Source organism: Rhizobium sp. BK591, from assembly GCF_014195045.1.
Classification (GTDB): Bacteria; Pseudomonadota; Alphaproteobacteria; order Rhizobiales; family Rhizobiaceae; genus Rhizobium; species Rhizobium anhuiense.
In genome coordinates, this window is the sequence record NZ_JACIAZ010000002.1 from 1,241,130 (window position 1) to 1,260,053 (window position 18,924).

Consider the following 18,924-nt stretch of genomic DNA (forward strand, 5'->3'; position numbering starts at 1 on the left):
GCTATGCTGTCCATCGGATCGTCGACGTTGGTAAGCTCCTTCGCCACCACACTCTACGCGTCGTCCGCCGGGAGTGCCAACCTCAGATATGACAGTGGGATGTCGTTACTCGCGAACTTCGAGACGGTCTCCGTATTTGAGAGCGAGCCACCTGCAATCTTCGCAATCAAGCTCAATGCCATCGAGTGTGACTGTCGCAGCCGCCGTGCTGCGAACAGACTGATCAACCTGGCGACACGAAGAATGGCGTTGCCAAGCAGCATCTCACATGGAGCCTGATCTACTTCAGGGCCGCCGACAGCTCGGACTATCTGCAGACTTTGCGTCCGTACTGGGCGTCAACGGGCGAAATCGGACGCCCGTTGCTCCTGAGGGCGTTCGCGATGGTCTGAAAATCGCTGAACAGCTGACAGGTGATCCCAACGTTCTGCAAGCCCTGAGGCAAGCCAAGAAGATATAGAACTGCTCCCATCCGCCGTGTACGCCTTGAAGGCGCACACCATTGACGCCGAGAGGAGTTTCGCCTATATTTCATTGAGAGATGGAGGCTGACATGCCGAGTATAGCGAACGAGAACAGTGAGCGTATGAGTTTGAGGGTGCCTGCCACGGCCAAGGCTAAGCTCGTGCGCGCTGCGGCACTTCGTAATACCGATCTGACGAATTTCGTAACCCAATCCGCACTGCGAGAAGCAGAAGCTGTGATCGAAGAAGCCGAAACGATCAAAGTGTCAGAGCGCGATCATCTTCGCATTCTTGAGCTTCTGGAAAATCCGCCCAAACCCAACGCCAAGCTGCGCGCGGCGATTGCCGGTTTGCCGGACAGCCTATGACTTTACCTGCATGGCATGAGGAACCGATCGCCAAGTCTCACGGTCGGGCGGCCTTCGATTGCGGCGACGCTCAGATGAACGAGTTCCTGCTCCGCTTTGCTCGACAAAGCCATGAGCAGAATGCCTCGAAGACCTTCTGTGCTATCGACGACGCAGTGCGCGACCGCATTCTTGGGTTCTATACAATCGCGCCTTCGGCAGTCGAGCACGCAACTGTCCCTGATGCAATGACACGCGGTCTTGCCCGCCATGATGTGCCGGGCTTCAAGCTCGCGCGATTGGCTACCGACCGAGCGGTTTCCGGACAGGGATTGGGAGGCCAGCTCCTAGCCGCCGCAGCGCTCCGCTGCCTACGACTTGCAGGAGAGGGCGGGGGACTTCTATTGATCATCGATGCCAAAGGCGAGCGCGCCGCCAACTGGTACGCTTCCTATGGCGCCGAACCGCTGAAGGACAAGCCGCTGACTCTCGTGATGCCGCTCATCACCTTCGCGGCCGACTTGCGGGCTAAACGTCTTCTTTGATCCCCTAAGGCGCGGGGACACGATTGATTTCCCCGAAAGCGAACTGTTGCATCATGGCGATCAGCTTAAGGACTAGCTCTACCACAATTGCCATCTGGAAAGCCGGGAGCCCCAGCAGCCGTCTAGAGAGGAAAGAGGCCGAAGCGGCCTTCAAGGCTCCTGTACGAGGTCCGGCGATCGCTTCTGTCCCAACCTCAAGTTGGTCGCCGTTGCGGCCACGGGAACCGACGTCGTCGACGTCGCCGCATGCGCACAGCGCGAAGTTACGGTCTCGAACATCCGCAACTACGCGGTCAATACGATTCCCGAACATACCTTCGCTCTAATCCTTGCGCTTCGCCGCAGTCTTCTCGCCTATCGCAACTCGGTACAGGCCGGACGCTGGCAGGAAGCAAACCAGTTCTGCTACTTCGACTTCCCGATCAACGATCTCGCCGGTTCGACGCTCGGTGTCATCGGTGACGGTGCGCTTGGACGCACGGTGGCGGACATTGGCCGTGCCTTCGGGATGAAGGATCTCTTTTCCGACTACAAGGGCACCAAGGGAATGGGGCCGCTCATACGCCTTTCGAGGAGGTCCTCGAGGTCAGCGACATCATCACCTTGCACTCGCCGTTGATGCCTTCGACCCGCAACATGATCTCGACCGCGGAGTTCGCACAGATGGCCAGGCGGCCGCTCTTGATCAACACCGCGCGCGGCGGTCTATTTGACGAGGCGGCGCTGGAACACGCATTGAGAACTGGACAGATCAGCGGCGCTGGCTTCGACGTCGTCACCACCGAGCCTCCGGCCCACGATCATCCTCTCATGCGCCTACTCGACCTGCCGAACTTCATCCTGACGCCGCACGTGGCGTGGGCTAGCCGCGAAGCGGTCCACTCGCTTGTCGATCAGCTGATCGACAACGTCGAGGCGTTCGAGCGCGGCGAACCGACGAACATTGTGGCCGCATGCAGAAATTACGGCTCTGGACCAAGCCAAGAAAACCGGACAGTCTCCGTACCGATTGTCGGTTTCCCGCGATTTTTGTCCGGCTTGTGCCGCCCGCATCGAGCAGCTTGGTGGTACCAGATTCACGATATGCGGAGTGGTGGAAATGATGGAAGGATTTGATGAACAGCAGTTGCTTCAGAGACTTGGACAACTCCCGTCCTATGAGCTAACCGTCCTAGCGACAGCGTGCGCCTCTCGCCAGACCGGCAATGTAATTTGGTATTGTGAAGAGTACGGTCTTGACCGATATCCCTTGGTTTCAAAATGTATCGAAAAACTTTGGGAAGCCCCCGGCGAAAATGGGCACGGCGGCATTTGGGAGGAAGCGCTAGAAAGCATTATGGAGATGATGCCGCCGGACGATCACGTTTGGACGGTTATAGATGCCCTTGCGGAAGATGCTTTCGCATCATTGTGCTATTCGGTCAGAACAAAGCTACACGCAACTGCACAAGAAGCCACTTGGGCGCTTCGCCGCGCCTACGAGGCGGCGGACCAAGCGGCTATCCATCTTTCTCGCAAGCAAGCGCATGAACTAAAAGAGCCAGAGATTTTAGCTCATCCAATTGTACAGCGTGAGTTGGTACGGCAGAAAAGGGACTACGAATTGATCTTGCAAGGACGAGTCACCGACGTGATCGCGGCGGCTTCCAGAGAACAACTAATTCAACCAGACGAGCGAGAGTTCTTTTGACCTGCCACTGAAAGTTCATCAGGCCGAGTCCCGGGGGTTTTGAACCGCTTGTGATCTGAACTTGACGTGCCCCCGTCAAATTAGGCCACTTGGAACTGGAATTTTCCACTTATGATCCCTGTGATCAACTGTCTCTCGTCAGTAAGACCGTATGTCCGTCTTCGTAGCTGAGGTGGCTCGCCCTGCACTGGTCTTCCGAGGGTTGCTCGGACAGGCCGAGCCGATCCTCATCACAGGAGGACGAGCCGTGGCAGACTATAGAGAAGTGTTCGTAATCGATGTTGCCAAACTAAAGAATGCGATTGCTGTCGCTGAATCCGGCCGGGAGGGAGAGATTCCATCCGATGCATCAACCTCACCCCAGAAGCGGCTGTGGGGTGAAATAATTCGAGGCGATCGGAGCAGCCCCGGACGCACTATCGGGAATGCGGTAGCCAATCCGCGCGTCAGAGCTTGATCACCGACGTCCTTGAGTTCGGCCTCCACCCATACGCGATCATCATCATGAACAGCCGTTCGTTTGGGCGGGTCGGTTCCTCGCGCCTAAAGCATGGCAATGCGCGTCCGTCCCGGTTCTGATCTAAAAACATAGCTCAATGCCGGGACTGTTCGGTTGCTCAGTTTAGGTCGTGCTGCTTATTCATCCAGCAGGCGGTCCTAAAAGCACTATGGCGTTTGTCATTCATTTGCATTATCATTTCGCCAAAAAGTGGAGATCGCTATGGCTGCAAATGCACTGGTACAAACTCGTATCGATGCCGATGTTCGGGATCGTGCCTCCGCAGTGCTTGGAAATATGGGGCTGACCGTATCTGATGCGGTTCGTATCTTACTCACCCGAACGGCCAACGAAGGTGCGCTGCCGCTGGAGCTTCTTTCAGACAGCGAGGCCCACGACGCTTGGTTTCGCACCAAGGTACTTGAAGCTCTGAACGATATTCGACCGGACGTCTCAGATGATGAAGTCGAGGCGCATTTCGCTGAACGTCGAGCGGCAGCCCGCCTTAACGCGGGTGCGCGCAAATCGTGAAGCTTACCTGGTCTGCCTGCTGCCACGGCTTCAGATCCTACACACGTCGGAAACGCATTCCGGTCAGATCTTCATGCCGCAAGTGAATTCCTTCCTCTTCATCTTCGTCGTCGCGCTCGTTCTATACTTCCGCAATTCCAGCGGCCTGTCCGCCGCATACGGCATCGCCGTCACCGGCGAGATGGTGATCACTTCCGTGCTTCTCTTCGCCGTCATGCTGCGTGGCTGGAACTGGAAGCCCGTTGTCGCAGCGGCTGTGATTGCACCGCTCTTTATCATCGACGTCGGCTTTTTCGCCGCAAACGTCGCCAAATTCGCGGACGGCGGTTGGGTGCCCGTCGCAGTCGCCTGCACGATGGGACTTATCATGCAGACCTGGATGGCTGGGCGTCGCCTGCTTGCGGCCCGCACCAAGATGGACGAGGTTCGGTTGGCGGCGGTCATCGACAAGCTCGCCCAGAAGAGACCGCCGACAGTCCCAGGAACGGCGATCTTCCTCACCAGCGACGTCGAGGGGGCGCCAACCGCGCTGCTGCATAGCCTCAAGCATTATAAGGTGCTGCATGAGCAAAACGTCATTCTCAGCGTCGTGACCGCGACGAAACCCTTCGTCCCGGACAATGAGAAGATCTTTCTGGAAAGCTTCAATCCGTTGTTCAGCCGGCTGATTATCACCTTCGGTTACATGGAAACACCGAACATCCCCCGTGCTCTCGTTCTCGTCCGCAAGCTCGGGCTCAAGTTCGACATCATGTCGACGTCCTTCTTCCTTTCACGCCGTACGATCCTGCCTTCCAAAAAAGGCGGCCTGCCTTTCTGGCAGGACAGGTTGTTTATCACGCTGGCTCAGAACGCCGGCAATGCAACGGACTATTTTGGGCTTCCGACCGGCCGGGTCGTGGAACTCGGACTTCAAACGACGATCTAATGCGTCTCGAGCGCCCGATATGGACCATTTCCTCGAGGCAATCCTTAGCCGTCGGAAATCGGCAGAGCGGGACTTGAAGCGTGACGCAGCCCTGCGGTAGACGCCCCGCCCGAGGATTGGGAGATGACAGACCGGGATCGCCTTCGCTTCTATCTTGCGATCGCCGCGCTTGCGGTGATCGCCATAGTCCAGTTTGCGGTTATCGGCCTTGGCATGGCTGGATGGTTTTCCCATCACTGATATCTCGCGGTTCAATGAAGCGTCGCTGTGGTTGGAGCGTTGACCTTCGTCGCATCCAGTCCGACATATGTCCCGATCAGCATCGTCGCGATATCACCTTCGGAACGATAGCCTTCATTGAAGAGCGCGATCGCCGCGTTGCAAAGCACGTCCGAGGCACCATCGTCGTGCTCTAGTTCATAGTAGCGGTACCAGCGCTCGACCGCTCGCGAGAGCATCTTCACTTTCTCGTCATAGGGCTAGCGCTCGCTGCAAATCATCGTGCTCGAACGCACTGGCCATACGGTTGATCTCTGCCGACCGCGCACCGACTGCTTTTGCGGTCTCGCGCCACGTCGCGGTGGAGGTCGCGACTTCCTTGATGATAGCGCGTGCCTGTGCGAGGGTGAGCGCGAAGAATCCGGCAGCTTCTTCCAGCAGATCAAGCGAGCAGGTGCCGTCATCAAGGTCGATGTTAGTCGTCAGGATGCGTGCTTTGACGTCTGTAGGCACCGGGTTGAGGTCATAGGCAGGGGACAACGACCAGCCGCCTTTGCCAAGCCACAGAAAGCCGTGATTTCGCAGGTGGTCGTCGACGTTGGAAATCAGCACATTGAAGGCGACGCGGCGATAGAGCGCTTGGGCATCGGTTTTTCCCTGTGCGCCGTGCTCGGCCAGGGCGTCCACGATCTCCGGGTAGCTGCCACGCTCGCCGTCCATTGCGCCCATCATCGCCATCGCGGAAAGGAATGGAAGGCGGATACCAAAATCGCGGTCGAAGCGACGCGAGAGCATGACCTTCTTTCCGCCGACGTCAATGAGTTCGTGTAGGGGAGTGACTATGCCGGCTTGTTCAGCCAGTCGCATAGCAATCTCCTCCCATGTCTCTATGCTGTAATCGTCGGTTTCCTTAGGAAACTTGGCGATCGAGAGATGGCCATGTTGATCGATGACAGAAGCCTTCGGCCGCGCTCCACCAAGCGACGAGCCAGGTGCGAAGATAAGTTGGAGGTCTTCGTCGGTTTCCTCATCGCGCAGGATGCGTTCGGTGATCTGCAGCAGGCGGCCGAGCTCGATGAGGGCGGGGACGCCGGCGCGGGCCGGCGCTTGGAATTGCTCCTCGCCAGCCCAGCGAAAGCGGAGCGCGCCGAGCCGTGTCTCGTCCGCGACGCCAAGCAGATAGTCGCTTTCGGCCAGTGTGCGAACGGCCCGGCCATCACGCTCAGCCGTACGCCGCTCCGAGCGTTGCATGAGGCGCCGACCCCAGGTATCGGGCGCAGAGTCGCCAATGGAGCCAAAGGTTGCAAGGCCGGCAGGTGGCGCGAAAGCGCCCCGGGTCAGGGCTAGCGCGGGCTCAAGCGAGAAGCGGTCAGTGTCCTCAAGCCAGGCTCGGTCATACTCGAACATGATCGTCTCGGCACCACGCACGCGATTACTCCGCGCCAGCCCGATCGGACGGGTGCGGCCGTGTAAGTCGAGATGAACTTCGAAATCAGCCATCACGCGACGATCCCGGCGATCGCTTCGAGTGGGCGTGTTTAGGGAGTTGCGCACTGGCGAGCGACTGACCGACGCTGTCGTTACTGATGTCGGCGACTTGGCTCAGTCCCTCTAGCAAGCCGAGTGCCTGTAGAACGCCTGCGTAGATGCCGATGCTGACATTGGTGTCCCCGGCTTCGATCTTTTGAAGCGTTGAGCGTGAGGTAAAGGCACGCTCGGCCACAACAGCCATAGGCAGGCGGCGACGCCGGCGAGCGTCATGTATGTCTGCACCCAGTTTGCGCAGCGCGCGCCGCACAGCGGCCGGAGGATTATGAGGTGTTGGCATTTGCCACCTTCGCACTACATATCGCACTAGGTATGTAGCACGAAGCTTACAATTGTTCCAGAGGAAGTTCAGGGCACGATCAGATCGCTTCGTCGTGCCTACGCCAAGTTGCGCGTTGAGCCCATCCTGGTCCCATTAATGCGGAACCAGAAGCAGCTAATGTTACCTAATAGCGGCTTATGCCACAGAGTTTCAAGCAAATCAGCGCCTTAGGCCAAGTAGGCTTGGGTTCGAAGGTTCTGATCTCATCAAGGCGTGGGATCGAAACTGCTCCGGTCCCCAGGAGCAGTCTATTTGGGCATTCAGTTGGGCCTGTTGACAAAAATGTATAGCCAAGCGCCCGCCTTTTCGGCCGCTGCCCTCAGGCGCTTGTCTCTTGTCCATAGGGCCGCGCGCCGGTCGCGAAGTACTGATGCCAGCAAGTGTGGCGATCGATCATTGTCATTGGCACGCCGTACGTCGCGGCGTATGCAATTGCCGAAACAGCGGTTCGTATTCTTCGCGTCCTCCATGGCGCGCAGTAATGGCCAGACACTTTGCCAACGCTCCAGGCTGTGTTCTCGATGCTGGGTATCAACGGGTCGGCACTTTTCAACGCGAAGGCATTTTGCCTGCGATCTCGCGTTCGGACGGCGTCATACGGATTTGCGACCCTTATATTATTCTAACTGTTGTTAGTGGTGTTTAGCGAATATGGTCGCGGTGCATTGGCGGTCGCGACCGTCTCGATTTCTTCAAAATGCGTTTTATTGACGGGGCGTAAATGTCGATTTCCGATCACCAGCAACACGAGGCCCAGGCCCAGCTCCGTTTGCGACAGCTGGAGGCCGACATAGAAGCTGCGCAGCACGGACATAATGCTGCAGCTTTCCTCGCAGCGATCGTCGAATCCTCCGACGACGCGATCGTTAGCAAGAGCCTCAGCGGAGTCATCACGACTTGGAACAAGGGCGCTGAGCGTCTTTTCGGTTATATGGCAGACGAGGCTGTCGGCAGCCCGATCACGATCGTCATTCCACCCGATCGCCTCGACGAGGAACCCGCCATTCTCGCCCGCATCCAAGCCGGCGAGCGCGTCGACCACTTCGAGACGATACGACGACGTAAAGACGGTACCCTGATCGATATTTCTCTTACCATCTCGCCTATTCGGGATGGCAACGGAAAGATCATCGGCGCATCGAAAATTGCCCGCGATATATCGGAGCGTAAGCGCGCCGCCGAGCGTCAGGAACTTCTAATGCGCGAGATGCATCACCGGGTAAAAAACCTGTTTGCCATTACCGGCAGCATCATCACCCTTGCTGCAAGGACGGCAAAGACGACTGCCGATCTCGCTGCGGGGATGAAGGACAGGTTGATGGCCCTCTCTCGGGCGCATGAGATGACATTGCCGAGTTTGAACGGTGAAGAGGCGACCGGCGCTCCGGAGACCACCCTCTTTCAGCTTCTGTCGAATATTCTCGCGCCCTATGAGCGGGACGGTGCCAATCGTTGGCAGCTGATCGGAGATGACATCGACATCAGCGGCACCAAAATTACAAACTTCGCGCTGCTGTTCCATGAATTCGCGACTAACGCCGCGAAATATGGAGCGCTGTCCGTCGAAGAGGGAAAGCTGGAGATAGCAGCGGCGGTGAAGGGCGAGACCCTCGAGATCGTCTGGCTGGAGAGCAGTGGTCCTCTACAGCCTACGTCAGAGCCACGTTCGATCGGTTTTGGAAGCCGGCTTGAGCAGATAATCGGAAAGAGCGTCGGGGTCGATATCTCGCGCGAGTGGATGCCTGATGGACTCTCGATTCGACTGTCCATCCCCCGCCGCGTTATCAGCGACTAAACGAGGCAGCGCAGCCAGCCTCGTGTCAAAACCGGCCGGACCGAGTTGCAGGACGTTGGCGCCGATCGCGTCGACGCGTTCAAGGCGGGATGGTAGGATCCTGACATGGGTCTTCATCGAACCACGCCCGACCTCCACCGCCAACTGATGGTTGGGTGCAGCTGCGGCAGGGGCTTTCCGTCCTTCCAGGCAATCGAGCCCGTCAAGTTGGTCCCCTCAAGATTTTTCGTAGCTCTTCGGCTTGTATTCACGGGCTCCGACGGCGTCACAGGAACAAAGGGATGAAATGGGCGTTCGCAGACAGTCATTCCGCACGCAATTCGCGAGGAGGCGTTGCTGGGCGCTGATCTTGGCATTTGATGGACACCCGATCGATCGAAAAGGCGCTTCTTGGGGGATACGACTGAGCGGCCGATCCGGGTTCGCCGGACAAGAGGCGTGCGACTGGTGCCAAGTCTTGCTCGCCGCGCGGCGGCATCGGCTGCTGCTGCTTGCGGCTTCGTCGCGGCCACGTCTTCGCCCAGCCGATGCTGATTGTCGAGATCGAATTCCGGGGCTGGACCGACGACGGCGAATGCGTCACGCATCCTAAAACACCTTGCGCGAAGTTCAGGATAATGCAGTCGTTTATGAGTTGGATCGAGCTGGTGGCAGAAGCCGAAAACGAGCAATTTTTTTCTGCCGCCACTCTTGAATCCGAAATTCTCAAAAACCAAATCGATTGCCGCCAGCTGCTGAATCAGGGCTGGCCTCGCTGGGAGCGCCGCTTTCGGCGCTTCCATATCCATGTTGCTCAAGGAGGATATGGCTATGGCAACATCTTACGACTATGCACCGCTCTACCGTTCGAGCGTCGGCTTCGACCGAGTTTTCAATCTTCTGGAAAACGCCCAGCGCGCCCGGTCGATCAGCGACTGGCCGCCCTATGACATTGTCAAGACCGGCGACGACACCTACCGGATTTCGATCGCGGTGGCAGGCTTCGCCCGGGACGATCTCGACATCACCTTCCAGTCCAACCTTCTGACCGTGACCGGCAAGAAGCAGGAGGCGGCTGCCGAGGGCTACCTGCATCGCGGTATTGCCGCCCGGCCGTTCGAGCACCGGTTCGAACTCGCCGACCATGTCAGGGTCAACGGAGCGGATCTGAACAATGGTCTCCTGTCGATCGATCTGGTTCGCGAGATCCCGGAGGCGTTGAAGCCGCGAAAGATCTCCATCCAGACCGAGCCTGCTCTGGTGCCTTCGGCCGCCCCGGCGCAGATCGAGGCGCAGAAGGCAGCTTGACCCGCATTGACCGCAGAACGAGGGCGCCGCCACGTCGGCGCCCCATCAACATTCCGGGTTGGGAAGGAGAGAGCGATGAAACCCGATATGTTTAGACGGCCTGTTTCCATTCTCGTTGGCCTTGGCTACCCAGCGGAGGTTCGCAACATCATGGATGCCTACCGGCATCTTTCCGAGTGGCCGACGTCACTCAGGGACAGCGCGCATGCGATTGCCCTCAAAGCCTGCAGTGCGGCACTGTGTGGCGAGATTGAAGCAGAAACCGCGCGTGGCCTGTTTTTGGCCTTCGCCGAGAAACACGATCTGCTGGCCCCGGACACCAATATGTTCGCGGCCTCACGCTTGCGGCGTGACCGGGATCCACACGTACAGTGAGGCGGTCCGATGACGTACGACATGTTGCAGCAGGCGGCCAGCAACGCGATGGCGATGGGACCCGCGGTCTTGCTTCAGGGTATGCAGCTTCAGCGGCCAATCGATGTGGTGAGAGAGCCGGCTCTTTCCGTCGATGATAAGCGGGCGATCCTCGCGGCCTGGGCCTCCGACTTTTACGCTATCGACTCGAAGCCGGCCCTGCGGCAGGTGCCGGGAACGCCAGAGCCGATTTCGATCGATGAGGTACAGTTCGCGCTGAAAGAACTCGATCGGCGCTATGGTGTCTGACGGACTGCGCGTTCAAGCGGCCTGCTTCTTGGCGAGCCGCTTGATCGCCTGTTCGAGGGAACGCCCTGCCGACCGAAATAATCCTGCCAGGCGCTCGCCGCACCTCCCCCGCGGCAGGCTTTTTCGTTTTCGGCGCCTTGGTCCTGTTAAGTTTGAGATCGAGTTGCGGGCTCCCCTCGGTCCCGGCGCTGGACTGCTCGTCGGTCAGCGACGAGAGCGAGACGCCGAGCAAGTACACGGACAGCTTGAAGTGCGTAGGTGTGTTGTCCCCGCGCCGCTGAACACCGCTTTCAGGCCGCGCTCGGCCAGTATCAATACCCGAACGGACAGCCTTCTCCTAGCAGCCGCATGTTCCGCCCATCGCATTTCACCGCGTCGCCGTCGACGACGGGTTCACCCGGCTGCCGGTCGCGAGAGTTCACGAGCTAATTCCAAGAACGCTCTGACTCCGGCCGAGAGGTTTCGGCGCCCGGGATAATACAGGCAAAGCCCTGGATACGGGGGCGTCCAATCTTCCAGAATACGGATGACGCGCCCCGCCTCGATTTCCGGAAGAATGTCTTGTTCAAAAATATAGCCGACGCCGGCACCTTCAAGCACCGCAGTCCTTGTCAGGCTGGCTTCATCAAGCGCAAGCGGTCCCCGCACATCAATCTGCACTTGCTCGCCGTCCTTCTCAAAACGCCATCTAAACAAGGAGCCGTCCGGCAACCGAACACGAATGCATCTGTGATTGAGAAGATCAGGAGGAACCACGGGCTTGCGATGCTGCTCGAAATACTCAGGAGAACCAACCACGGCGTGTCGTTGAGGGCGGCCGAGCGAAACGGAGATCATGTCGCTGGGAACGAGGCCTGCAACCCTGACACCCAGATCGAAACCGTCCTTGACGATATCGACCATTTTTCCTTCGGTGACGATATCGATATTCATGTCGGGATAGCGGCGCAGGAACTCAAGCACGAGCGGTGAGATGATGGCGCGCGCGGCAAACGGGGCGGCGTTGATCCTTATCGTTCCGGAAGGTGTCTCGCGTTGCGAGCGTACCAGATCCAGAGCGGCATGGAGGTCCTGGAGCGATGGCGCGACCTGCTGCACAAAGATCCTGCCGGCATCTGTCAGCGACACGCTGCGCGTAGTGCGGTTGAACAATCGCACACCCAGTCCCGCCTCAAGCCTGCCTATCGTGTGGCTCAGCGCGGTCGTGGACATGCCGAGATCGATGGCGGCTGCGCGGAATGTCCCGCGCCGCGCGATCGCGGCGGCCGCTTCGAGTTCCTTCAGGCTGGCCTGTTCCATTGTCCCGATCTGTTCAATATCGCATGCCGGTTTATCCCACTTATTCGTGCAATGGTCGAGCGCTAACTATCGGGTCAGATCATGAGGAGAAACAGGATGGATATGCCCGATATTGTGAACAATTACTTTGACGCAGACAGCCGCAGCGACGTGGATACGCTGTTGAACACCTTTGCAATTGAAGCGGTGGTCGAGGACGAAAATGCGCGTCATCATGGCATTGTTGCAATCCGTGGATGGTGGGTGGCTGCGAAGAAGGCCACCCAATACCGTGCAGAACCCGTGGAATTCATGGTTGAAGGCGACAAGGCACTCGTCCGGGCGAGGGTGAGCGGCCACTTTCCCGGTAGCCCGGTGATGCTCACCCACGACTTCACCATCAAGGACGACAGGATCGTCAGGCTGGAGATCCGTTCATGACCGACTTTCTCAACCTGAGGGGCAAACGTGCCCTCATTACGGCTGGAACCAAGGGTACAGGCGCCGCGACCGTCAGACTGTTTCGGGAACTCGGCGCGCAGGTGCTGACGACAGCGCGGGCCCGCCCGAAAAACCTGCCGGAAGAATTGTTCGTCGAGGCCGACCTGACCACCGAAGAGGGATGTGCAATCGTCGCAGAGGCCACGCGGCGGCGCCATGGCGGCGTCGACGTCATCGTCCATATGCTGGGTGGCTCTTCTGCAGCCGGAGGCGGATTTTCTGCATTGTCGGAAGACGACTGGCATAAGGAGCTGTCGCTCAACCTCTTTCCGGCCGTTCGCCTGGATCGGCAACTGGTTCCGGACATGGTCGCTCGGGGAAACGGTGTGGTGGTGCATGTGACATCCATCCAGAGGGTTCTGCCGCTTCCGGAATCGACGACTGCCTACGCTGCAGCCAAGGCAGCACTTTCCACCTACAGCAAGGCAATGTCGAAGGAAGTGTCGCCAAAAGGTGTTCGCGTCGTTCGGGTGTCGCCAGGCTGGATCGAAACGGAAGCTTCGGTCCATCTTGCCGAGCGCCTGGCGAAGCAGGCGGGAACTGACCTTGAGGGAGGCAAAAAGATGATCATGGACGGGCTGGGCGGCATTCCGCTGGGGCGGCCGGCAAAGCCGGAAGAGGTCGCAAACCTCATTGCCTTCCTCGCCTCCGACCGCGCTGCGTCGATCACTGGTACCGAATATACAATCGATGGAGGGACAGTGCCAACAGCCTAGGCGCCGACATGCACGGCAAATCAGGTCGGCGCATCCCACCCGCCGATCTGGGAGTAGATCGCGTTGCGCAGATAACGCACGTCGCGGTTCAGAGCGGCCAAGTCCTGCGGTGTCTGGGTCGAGGCAGCAAGCAAGGTATCGCTGAGACAGCCAGCCTTGTGCTGCAATGCCCGGCCTTCGTCGGTCAAAGCAATCAACACCTGGCGCTCGTTGCTCAGGTTTCTCGTCCTGCGCAACAGGCCGGATATCTCAAGGCGCTTTAGAAGCGGCGTCAGCGTGCTGGATTCCAGGGCAAGGGCGTTGGCAATGGCACCCACCGTCTGCCCATCTTCGCTCCACAACACATTGAGCACGAGGTACTGCGGGTACGTCAGGCCCAACTCGTCGAGAAGAGGTTTGTAGGCGCGCTGGATTGCAATTCCGGCAGTGTAAATCGCGTAGCACAGTTGGTCGTGCAGGGGGGGTGGGTCGTTATGGCGTTCGGTCATTCTGAGCTCCTGTGGATCTCTATATAACCTATGCAACAGCAAAATTAAATATCGCGATAAGAATTATCTTGACGCGCCATCTAAAGTCTGCCAGCTTATGTATATCGCGATAACAGTTATCGCAATTAACGAGGAGACAGCCATGACACGCATGACCACGACCACCGTAGCCGCAATTGCTGCTGCAGCCTCACTGTCCGCAGCCGCATTGCCGGCGAACGCCGGCGACACCATTCCTCAAGACCAGTCCGTGAAAAACGTTGTGCTCGTCCACGGCGCCTTCGCCGACGGCTCTGGCTGGAAGGGTGTTTACGACATTCTCACCAAGCGTGGATATCGCGTCAGCATTGTTCAGAACCCCCTGACATCTCTCGAAGACGATGTCGCGGCTACCAAACGTGTGCTGGAACGGCAGGATGGTCCGGTCATTCTCGTTGGTCATTCCTGGGGCGGCACGGTCATCACGGAAGCTGGAATTGATGCAAAGGTTGCAGGCCTCGTTTACGTCTCGGCTCTCTCTCCTGATGCAGGCGAGACAACGGCTCAACAATACCAAGGATTTGCTCCCGCATCGGAATTCGTCATCGAGACCACGAAGGATGGCTTTGGATATGTCAGTCCGCAAAAGTTCAAGGCTGGTTTCGCTCATGACGTCAGCGATGCGGATGTTGCGTTCATGAGGGATGCGCAAGTCCCGATCAACATGTCAGCGTTCGGCACGAAGCTCGAACATGCTGCCTGGCACACCAAGCCCAGCTGGGCTGTGATTGCTACCGAGGATAAGGCATTCGATCAGGCCATGCTGATCCACATGGCGGAACGCATCAAGGCGAAGATCACCAAGGTGTCAGCGAGCCACGCCCTGTTCATGACGCAGCCGACGGTGGTCGCGGATACCATTGCTCAGGCAGCCACGGCTGTCTCAGCGAAGAAGTAATGACAGACGCAGTTTCATCGGGACAGCCCGCACTGTCCCGATGACGACGAGCAAGGGCTGTCGAACCGAGCGGGGTCGGGCAAAGCGAGCACATAAAAGGCCGCACGATCTCGGACAAGGATCCATTGCCCGATTCCCCAACACTTTTGCAATTTTCCTCAATCCATTCACGGAGGTAACCACGTGAAGCCGAATAGTCATGACAAGAAGGCACCCGAAAATCCGCCCATTCCTCAGAGCGAGGTCGATGTTGTTTTCGACTTCATCGTCTGCGGCGCCGGGTCCAGCGGCTCCGTTGTTGCCGCACGACTGGCAGAGAATGAAAACGCAAGTGTCCTGCTGCTGGAGGCAGGCGGGGACGATGCGGCCGAGACCGTTACAAACCCTGCGCAGTGGCCGCTCAATCTCGGCTCGGTCCGGGACTGGGGTTTTGTCGGACAACCGGCACCTGGCCTGGACGGTCGACGTCTTCCTCTCAGCATGGGCAAAGGGCTCGGTGGCGGTTCGAGCATCAATGTCATGGTGTGGGCCAGAGGACACAAGGGAGATTGGGACTACTTTGCCGCTGAAGCCGGCGATGACGCGTGGGGCTATCAGTCCATCCTCGGCTACTATCGCCGGATCGAAGATTGGCAGGGCGCTCCGGACCCAGCGCGTCGCGGCGTGGGAGGACCGGCCTACGTAGCGCAGCCGCAGGCGCCCCAACCGATCGCGGGGGCCTTGTTGAGTGCGGCATCCACTATCGGCATTCCCGTCTACGATAGCCCGAACGGTGAAATGATGGAGGGCCCGGGCGGCGCATCTATCGCTGAGCTGCGGATCCGGGATGGCAAGCGGGAGTCTGTCTTTGGATCCTATGTCCGCCCGCTCATGTCGCGCCCAAACCTGACTGTGCTGACCGACGTACTGGTCACGCGCCTCATTTTCGATGGCAAGCGCGTGACGGGGGTCGAGGTTCTCATCGATGCTCAGCGGCATCAATTCACGGCGCGTTGCGAAACGGTACTGTCGCTAGGCGCGATCAACACTCCGAAATTGTTGATGCAGTCCGGCATAGGTCCGGAAGATGAGCTGCAAGCCCACGGCATTCCCGTGGTTCAACACTTACCTGGCGTTGGGCGCAATCATCAGGATCATCTCGCATTCGGGTGCACGTGGGCATATCGAAAACCAGAAGCCGTCGGTGGTAGCGGCTGCGAAGCAAAACTCTACTGGAAAACCGACTCGCGGCTTGCGCAGCCGGACATTCTTCAGTGCCAGTTGGAGTTCGCTGTGCCGTCCCCGATCGAGACGGGCCTCGAAACACCGCAACATGGCTGGACGATGTTTAGCGGTCTCGCCCAGCCAAAAAGCCGTGGTCGACTGCGGCTCTCCGGCCCCAATATAAATGACCCTATCCTGATCGAACCGAATTCTCTCAGCGCGCCGGAAGACATGGCGGCTGCCTTGGCTGCGGTGGAATTGTGTCGCGAACTCGGAAACAGTGATGCCTTCTCGCCACTGGTGACAGACGAGGCGGCTCCGGGCGGGCGCGACCGATCGGGGATGATCGACTTTATCCGGCGTTCGGCCGTGACCTATTGGCATCAATCCTGCACAGCCAAAATGGGACGCGACAGCATGTCGGTGGTCGACAGCGAGCTCAAGGTCTACGGCATCGATGGCCTGCGCATCGCAGACTCCTCGATCATGCCGCGGATCACAACTGGAAATACGATGGCACCTTGCGTTGTCATCGGAGAGCGGGCGGCTGATCTCATTCGGGCGACGCATAGCCTTCCGAACTTGAGCGGAGGACTGGCTTAGTCCATCATGAAGAGATTCATGTGAAGCTCGGCGGCCAGCCTAAGCGGGCCGCCGGCGTTTGCGTTAAACGGGCGACGGATCGTAATGGCTCAAGAGCTGAAACCCGCCCAGTGCGAAAACGGTTATGGCAGTCCGCCGCTTTCATCGCGTTCAATGCCCTTGCCGACGACCCTGACAGGCTGCTGCGGCTTGTGAACAGTTACTCTGATTGTGGGATGGTTCAGATGTCCCGATAGCTTCCGGTGATCCACTCAGAGATGAGCTTCCCATAGGTCTCAGCTGCATCTTCCCAGACGAAGTGACCGGCCTCGATCACTTCGGCGCGGCAATGCGGCATGCGATGATTTAGAAACTGCCCGTTCGATGGCGGAACGTACGGGTCGTCCTTTCCTGAAACCACCAATGTCGGTGTCGCTATCGTCGGCAACAACTCCGCCAATCGGGGAAGGTCGCGACGATAGGCGCGCACAAAATCCGCGACCTCGTTCCAGCGCTGCCCTTTGGAAGACGCCCGGTAATCCTCCAGAATGACCTCCGGGATGGGGCCCCGCGCCATGGTCTTGGCCAGCTGATAGACCTGTTCGCCGCCATCCGAGCCGGCAAAGTCGTCCCTTGATGATCCTACAATTTGCCGCAACGGTTCGCCCAGAAGCTCCAGACTGATGCCACCGCTGCCGCCGACGATGCTTTCAAAGCGCTCCGGATTGCTGCTCGCAGCGAAGAGCGCCGCCAGCGTACCGACATCCGGCGCAACGACATGCGCGCGTTCGATGCCAAGCTCATCCATCGTCCGGATGAGGAACTGACCCATCGTCTCGGGCGACATCAGATCCGGCCTGCTCTCGGACATGCCGAAGCCTGGAAGATCGACCGCCGTGACGGGACCCAAGGCGCAGATCCGAGGCCAGACGAGATTGAAGGCATAGATACTCTCGGGCCATGGCGCTGTGATCAGTACCGGCAGACCTGTGTCCGAAGGCGACCGGACCAATCGGATCTTAAGGCCGTCGATGTCAACAAAGGAGGCAGTTCTCGGCATCAGCAATTCAGTCGTCATAACGGAGATCCTTTTCGATGCGCTAACCCCATCCGGTCGCCTTCGTCATTGCGGACAAACAACCGTTGTGATTGCGGCCAGTGTCTGGTGGTCACGTTTTTCCTTGCTCGAGGACAGTTGCTTCGAGCAATGAGCGCGTCCTGTTCCCCGGAGCCGCCACTCACACCGACCGCTCCTGCGACGTGCCCTTCCAGTTCGATCGGAAGGCCGCCGGGAAGGATGACATATTTGCCGGCGCAGGCATTCCCGACGGTAAAGAGACCCGCGCCCGGCTGGATCATCGGGACGAATGCGGCAGAGGACGCATGAAACGATCGAGCCGTCTCAGCCTTGCCAAAGGCCAGATCGAACGCCCCCGGCCAGGCGCCGTCCATACGCGCCATGGCGATCTGCTCTCCGCCGCGATCAAGCACGACGATGGCCACCCGGACGCCGATCTCGGTCGCCTTGGTCTCTGCGGCCATGATCGCTGCCATGGCGACGGCCAGACTGACTTCAGGAACATACATCACGTTTTCCTTAGGGGCGGGCAGCATTGCTATCGCCGACTGGCGTTCAGCGCAGCGTTATGTCGGAAAGGTCGATCGACACGACGAGAGGTTCCGGAAGCGATGTCCCGTCGGCCTGACGCGGAAAAATGCGCCGTTCGGTTGGGAATTTGATCCCCGATACCGTCGTGTAGCCGTCGATGTAATGGGCACCCGGCGTGTTGCCGGCGATTTCCACGTCGTAGTCGTGCCGTTTCAGCAGACCGTCCGCATCCACGTAAAGCGTCTGGACGGTGCTGTGGGTTGCGATTCCCTTCGGGAACGTCACCTTGAGACGCTGCCAAGTCTCCTCGTTCTCGCTCCAGTCGGAGAGCTGTTCGCTAACGACGCCAGGAGCGGCCAGAAGGAACGGCATATTGAGATAAGTCCACATGGCAATCCCGACAAAGTAGGCTAGCTGCGGGTCCGTCCACGGCGTCTCGAGCGTGTGGCCGGCGAATGAGGCGCGGGGGGCTTCCAGTTCCTCAAGCACCCGACCCGAGCTGTCCTTGATCTCAACCTTCTCGGGCCGGAACAGAGTAACCTTGCCATCGGCTCCGAACGGATGGTGGGACGCCCATTCATCGCCCAACCAGACCGTGACATTGGTCTCGCCGAGTTTGCCGCCATGGCCCTTGAGGTCCCAGAGCGCACCGCCCTGCTTCAGATGCGCAGTGAGGCCGGTGAATGTCTTCCAGGTGTCGAGGCCGCCATGGGCATCGATGATCTTCTGCGCAAGCGTGTTCATGAGAAGGCCCTTCGAATGGATGCGGATG

The 18,924-nt window shown here is 58.8% G+C and carries 23 protein-coding genes and 3 pseudogenes; 16 read left to right on the forward strand and 10 right to left on the reverse strand.

What is annotated here, in order from left to right; genetic code table 11:
- Window positions 1-553: 553 nt before the first annotated feature.
- The 8 genes and pseudogenes from FHX10_RS12890 to FHX10_RS12915 all read left to right on the forward strand — a co-directional run.
- On the forward strand, window positions 554-832 hold the full coding sequence (locus FHX10_RS12890; RefSeq protein WP_097596198.1) for a DUF1778 domain-containing protein: 279 nt from the start codon (window positions 554-556) through the stop codon (window positions 830-832).
- Window positions 829-1,356, forward strand: coding sequence for a GNAT family N-acetyltransferase (locus tag FHX10_RS12895; protein ID WP_097596161.1), 528 nt, complete (start codon window positions 829-831; stop codon window positions 1,354-1,356). The genes FHX10_RS12890 and FHX10_RS12895 overlap by 4 nt, the downstream gene beginning before the upstream one ends.
- A 199-nt stretch (window positions 1,357-1,555) precedes the next feature.
- Complete coding sequence (locus FHX10_RS35450; protein WP_281413908.1) at window positions 1,556-1,975, forward strand: NAD(P)-dependent oxidoreductase; 420 nt, start codon at window positions 1,556-1,558, stop codon at window positions 1,973-1,975.
- Window positions 1,960-2,472, forward strand: coding sequence for an NAD(P)-dependent oxidoreductase (locus tag FHX10_RS35455; RefSeq protein WP_280178050.1), 513 nt, complete (start codon window positions 1,960-1,962; stop codon window positions 2,470-2,472). Before FHX10_RS35450 ends, FHX10_RS35455 begins: the two co-directional genes overlap by 16 nt.
- A complete protein-coding gene (locus tag FHX10_RS12905; RefSeq protein ID WP_184389467.1) occupies window positions 2,456-3,046 on the forward strand; it encodes a DUF416 family protein in 591 nt (196 codons plus the stop codon). The genes FHX10_RS35455 and FHX10_RS12905 overlap by 17 nt, the downstream gene beginning before the upstream one ends.
- Before the next feature lie 151 nt (window positions 3,047-3,197).
- Window positions 3,198-3,419, forward strand: a pseudogene (locus tag FHX10_RS35085) (IS110 family transposase); the annotation flags it as partial.
- Window positions 3,420-3,767: 348 nt separating this feature from the next.
- Entirely contained in the window at window positions 3,768-4,076 is a 309-nt protein-coding gene (locus tag FHX10_RS12910) for a type II toxin-antitoxin system RelB/DinJ family antitoxin (protein WP_127429973.1), read from the forward strand.
- A 10-nt stretch (window positions 4,077-4,086) separates the two neighbouring features.
- Window positions 4,087-5,004: pseudogene (locus tag FHX10_RS12915) on the forward strand (KUP/HAK/KT family potassium transporter); the annotation flags it as partial.
- Between the two features lie 251 nt (window positions 5,005-5,255).
- Here FHX10_RS12915 and FHX10_RS12920 read toward each other — a convergent pair.
- The 4 genes and pseudogenes from FHX10_RS12920 to FHX10_RS35090 all read right to left on the reverse strand — a co-directional run.
- The gene (locus tag FHX10_RS12920) at window positions 5,256-5,462 is read right to left on the reverse strand and encodes a hypothetical protein (protein WP_097596206.1); all 207 of its coding nucleotides are present in this window, start codon (window positions 5,460-5,462) and stop codon (window positions 5,256-5,258) included.
- Window positions 5,463-5,475: 13 nt separating this feature from the next.
- Window positions 5,476-6,723, reverse strand: coding sequence for a type II toxin-antitoxin system HipA family toxin (locus FHX10_RS12925; protein WP_127429974.1), 1,248 nt, complete (start codon window positions 6,721-6,723; stop codon window positions 5,476-5,478).
- Window positions 6,716-7,051: a helix-turn-helix domain-containing protein gene (locus FHX10_RS12930; protein WP_127429975.1), complete on the reverse strand. Its 336-nt coding sequence runs from the start codon at window positions 7,049-7,051 to the stop codon at window positions 6,716-6,718. Before FHX10_RS12930 ends, FHX10_RS12925 begins: the two co-directional genes overlap by 8 nt.
- A 302-nt stretch (window positions 7,052-7,353) precedes the next feature.
- A pseudogene (locus tag FHX10_RS35090) lies at window positions 7,354-7,476 on the reverse strand (type II toxin-antitoxin system VapC family toxin); the annotation flags it as partial.
- 338 nt (window positions 7,477-7,814) lie between these two features.
- On the opposite strand from FHX10_RS35090, the gene FHX10_RS12935 reads away from it, so the two are divergent.
- A complete protein-coding gene (locus FHX10_RS12935; RefSeq protein WP_127429976.1) occupies window positions 7,815-8,888 on the forward strand; it encodes a PAS domain S-box protein in 1,074 nt (357 codons plus the stop codon).
- Between the two features lie 113 nt (window positions 8,889-9,001).
- Here the strand turns inward: FHX10_RS12935 and FHX10_RS35685 are convergent, their stop codons facing one another.
- The gene (locus FHX10_RS35685; protein WP_184389470.1) at window positions 9,002-9,685 is read right to left on the reverse strand and encodes a hypothetical protein; all 684 of its coding nucleotides are present in this window, start codon (window positions 9,683-9,685) and stop codon (window positions 9,002-9,004) included.
- Between the two features lie 13 nt (window positions 9,686-9,698).
- Here FHX10_RS35685 and FHX10_RS12945 point away from each other — a divergent pair, with 13 nt between their 5' ends.
- The 3 genes from FHX10_RS12945 (at window position 9,699) to FHX10_RS12955 (ending at window position 10,838) form a co-directional block, all read left to right on the forward strand.
- On the forward strand, window positions 9,699-10,175 hold the full coding sequence (locus FHX10_RS12945; protein WP_097623335.1) for an Hsp20 family protein: 477 nt from the start codon (window positions 9,699-9,701) through the stop codon (window positions 10,173-10,175).
- Window positions 10,176-10,250: 75 nt separating this feature from the next.
- Window positions 10,251-10,550, forward strand: a complete 300-nt coding sequence (locus FHX10_RS12950; protein WP_184389472.1) for a DUF982 domain-containing protein — start codon at window positions 10,251-10,253, stop codon at window positions 10,548-10,550.
- A 9-nt stretch (window positions 10,551-10,559) separates the two neighbouring features.
- Window positions 10,560-10,838 (forward strand): hypothetical protein, encoded by a 279-nt coding sequence (locus tag FHX10_RS12955; RefSeq protein WP_097623337.1) that lies wholly within the window; start codon window positions 10,560-10,562, stop codon window positions 10,836-10,838.
- Between the two features lie 393 nt (window positions 10,839-11,231).
- On the opposite strand, the gene FHX10_RS12960 is transcribed toward FHX10_RS12955, so the two are convergent.
- Complete coding sequence (locus FHX10_RS12960; RefSeq protein ID WP_127429977.1) at window positions 11,232-12,137, reverse strand: LysR family transcriptional regulator; 906 nt, start codon at window positions 12,135-12,137, stop codon at window positions 11,232-11,234.
- 96 nt (window positions 12,138-12,233) lie between these two features.
- On the opposite strand from FHX10_RS12960, the gene FHX10_RS12965 reads away from it, so the two are divergent.
- Both FHX10_RS12965 and FHX10_RS12970 read left to right on the forward strand, forming a co-directional pair.
- Entirely contained in the window at window positions 12,234-12,557 is a 324-nt protein-coding gene (locus FHX10_RS12965; protein ID WP_127429978.1) for a nuclear transport factor 2 family protein, read from the forward strand.
- Entirely contained in the window at window positions 12,554-13,333 is a 780-nt protein-coding gene (locus FHX10_RS12970; RefSeq protein ID WP_097623339.1) for an SDR family oxidoreductase, read from the forward strand. The genes FHX10_RS12965 and FHX10_RS12970 overlap by 4 nt, the downstream gene beginning before the upstream one ends.
- A 20-nt stretch (window positions 13,334-13,353) precedes the next feature.
- Here the strand turns inward: FHX10_RS12970 and FHX10_RS12975 are convergent, their stop codons facing one another.
- The gene (locus tag FHX10_RS12975; protein WP_097623340.1) at window positions 13,354-13,821 is read right to left on the reverse strand and encodes a MarR family winged helix-turn-helix transcriptional regulator; all 468 of its coding nucleotides are present in this window, start codon (window positions 13,819-13,821) and stop codon (window positions 13,354-13,356) included.
- 142 nt (window positions 13,822-13,963) lie between these two features.
- Here FHX10_RS12975 and FHX10_RS12980 point away from each other — a divergent pair, with 142 nt between their 5' ends.
- Both FHX10_RS12980 and FHX10_RS12985 read left to right on the forward strand, forming a co-directional pair.
- The gene (locus FHX10_RS12980; RefSeq protein ID WP_127429979.1) at window positions 13,964-14,758 is read left to right on the forward strand and encodes an alpha/beta fold hydrolase; all 795 of its coding nucleotides are present in this window, start codon (window positions 13,964-13,966) and stop codon (window positions 14,756-14,758) included.
- 183 nt (window positions 14,759-14,941) lie between these two features.
- Window positions 14,942-16,564, forward strand: a complete 1,623-nt coding sequence (locus FHX10_RS12985) for a GMC family oxidoreductase (protein ID WP_127429980.1) — start codon at window positions 14,942-14,944, stop codon at window positions 16,562-16,564.
- Window positions 16,565-16,784: 220 nt separating this feature from the next.
- On the opposite strand, the gene FHX10_RS12990 is transcribed toward FHX10_RS12985, so the two are convergent.
- The 3 genes from FHX10_RS12990 to FHX10_RS13000 are packed head-to-tail and all read right to left on the reverse strand — an operon-like array spanning window position 16,785 to window position 18,896.
- A complete protein-coding gene (locus tag FHX10_RS12990) occupies window positions 16,785-17,603 on the reverse strand; it encodes an alpha/beta fold hydrolase (RefSeq protein WP_244604765.1) in 819 nt (272 codons plus the stop codon).
- 14 nt (window positions 17,604-17,617) lie between these two features.
- Window positions 17,618-18,130, reverse strand: coding sequence for a GlcG/HbpS family heme-binding protein (locus tag FHX10_RS12995; RefSeq protein ID WP_127429982.1), 513 nt, complete (start codon window positions 18,128-18,130; stop codon window positions 17,618-17,620).
- 46 nt (window positions 18,131-18,176) lie between these two features.
- Window positions 18,177-18,896 (reverse strand): hypothetical protein, encoded by a 720-nt coding sequence (locus FHX10_RS13000; protein WP_127429983.1) that lies wholly within the window; start codon window positions 18,894-18,896, stop codon window positions 18,177-18,179.
- Window positions 18,897-18,924 lie beyond the last annotated feature (28 nt).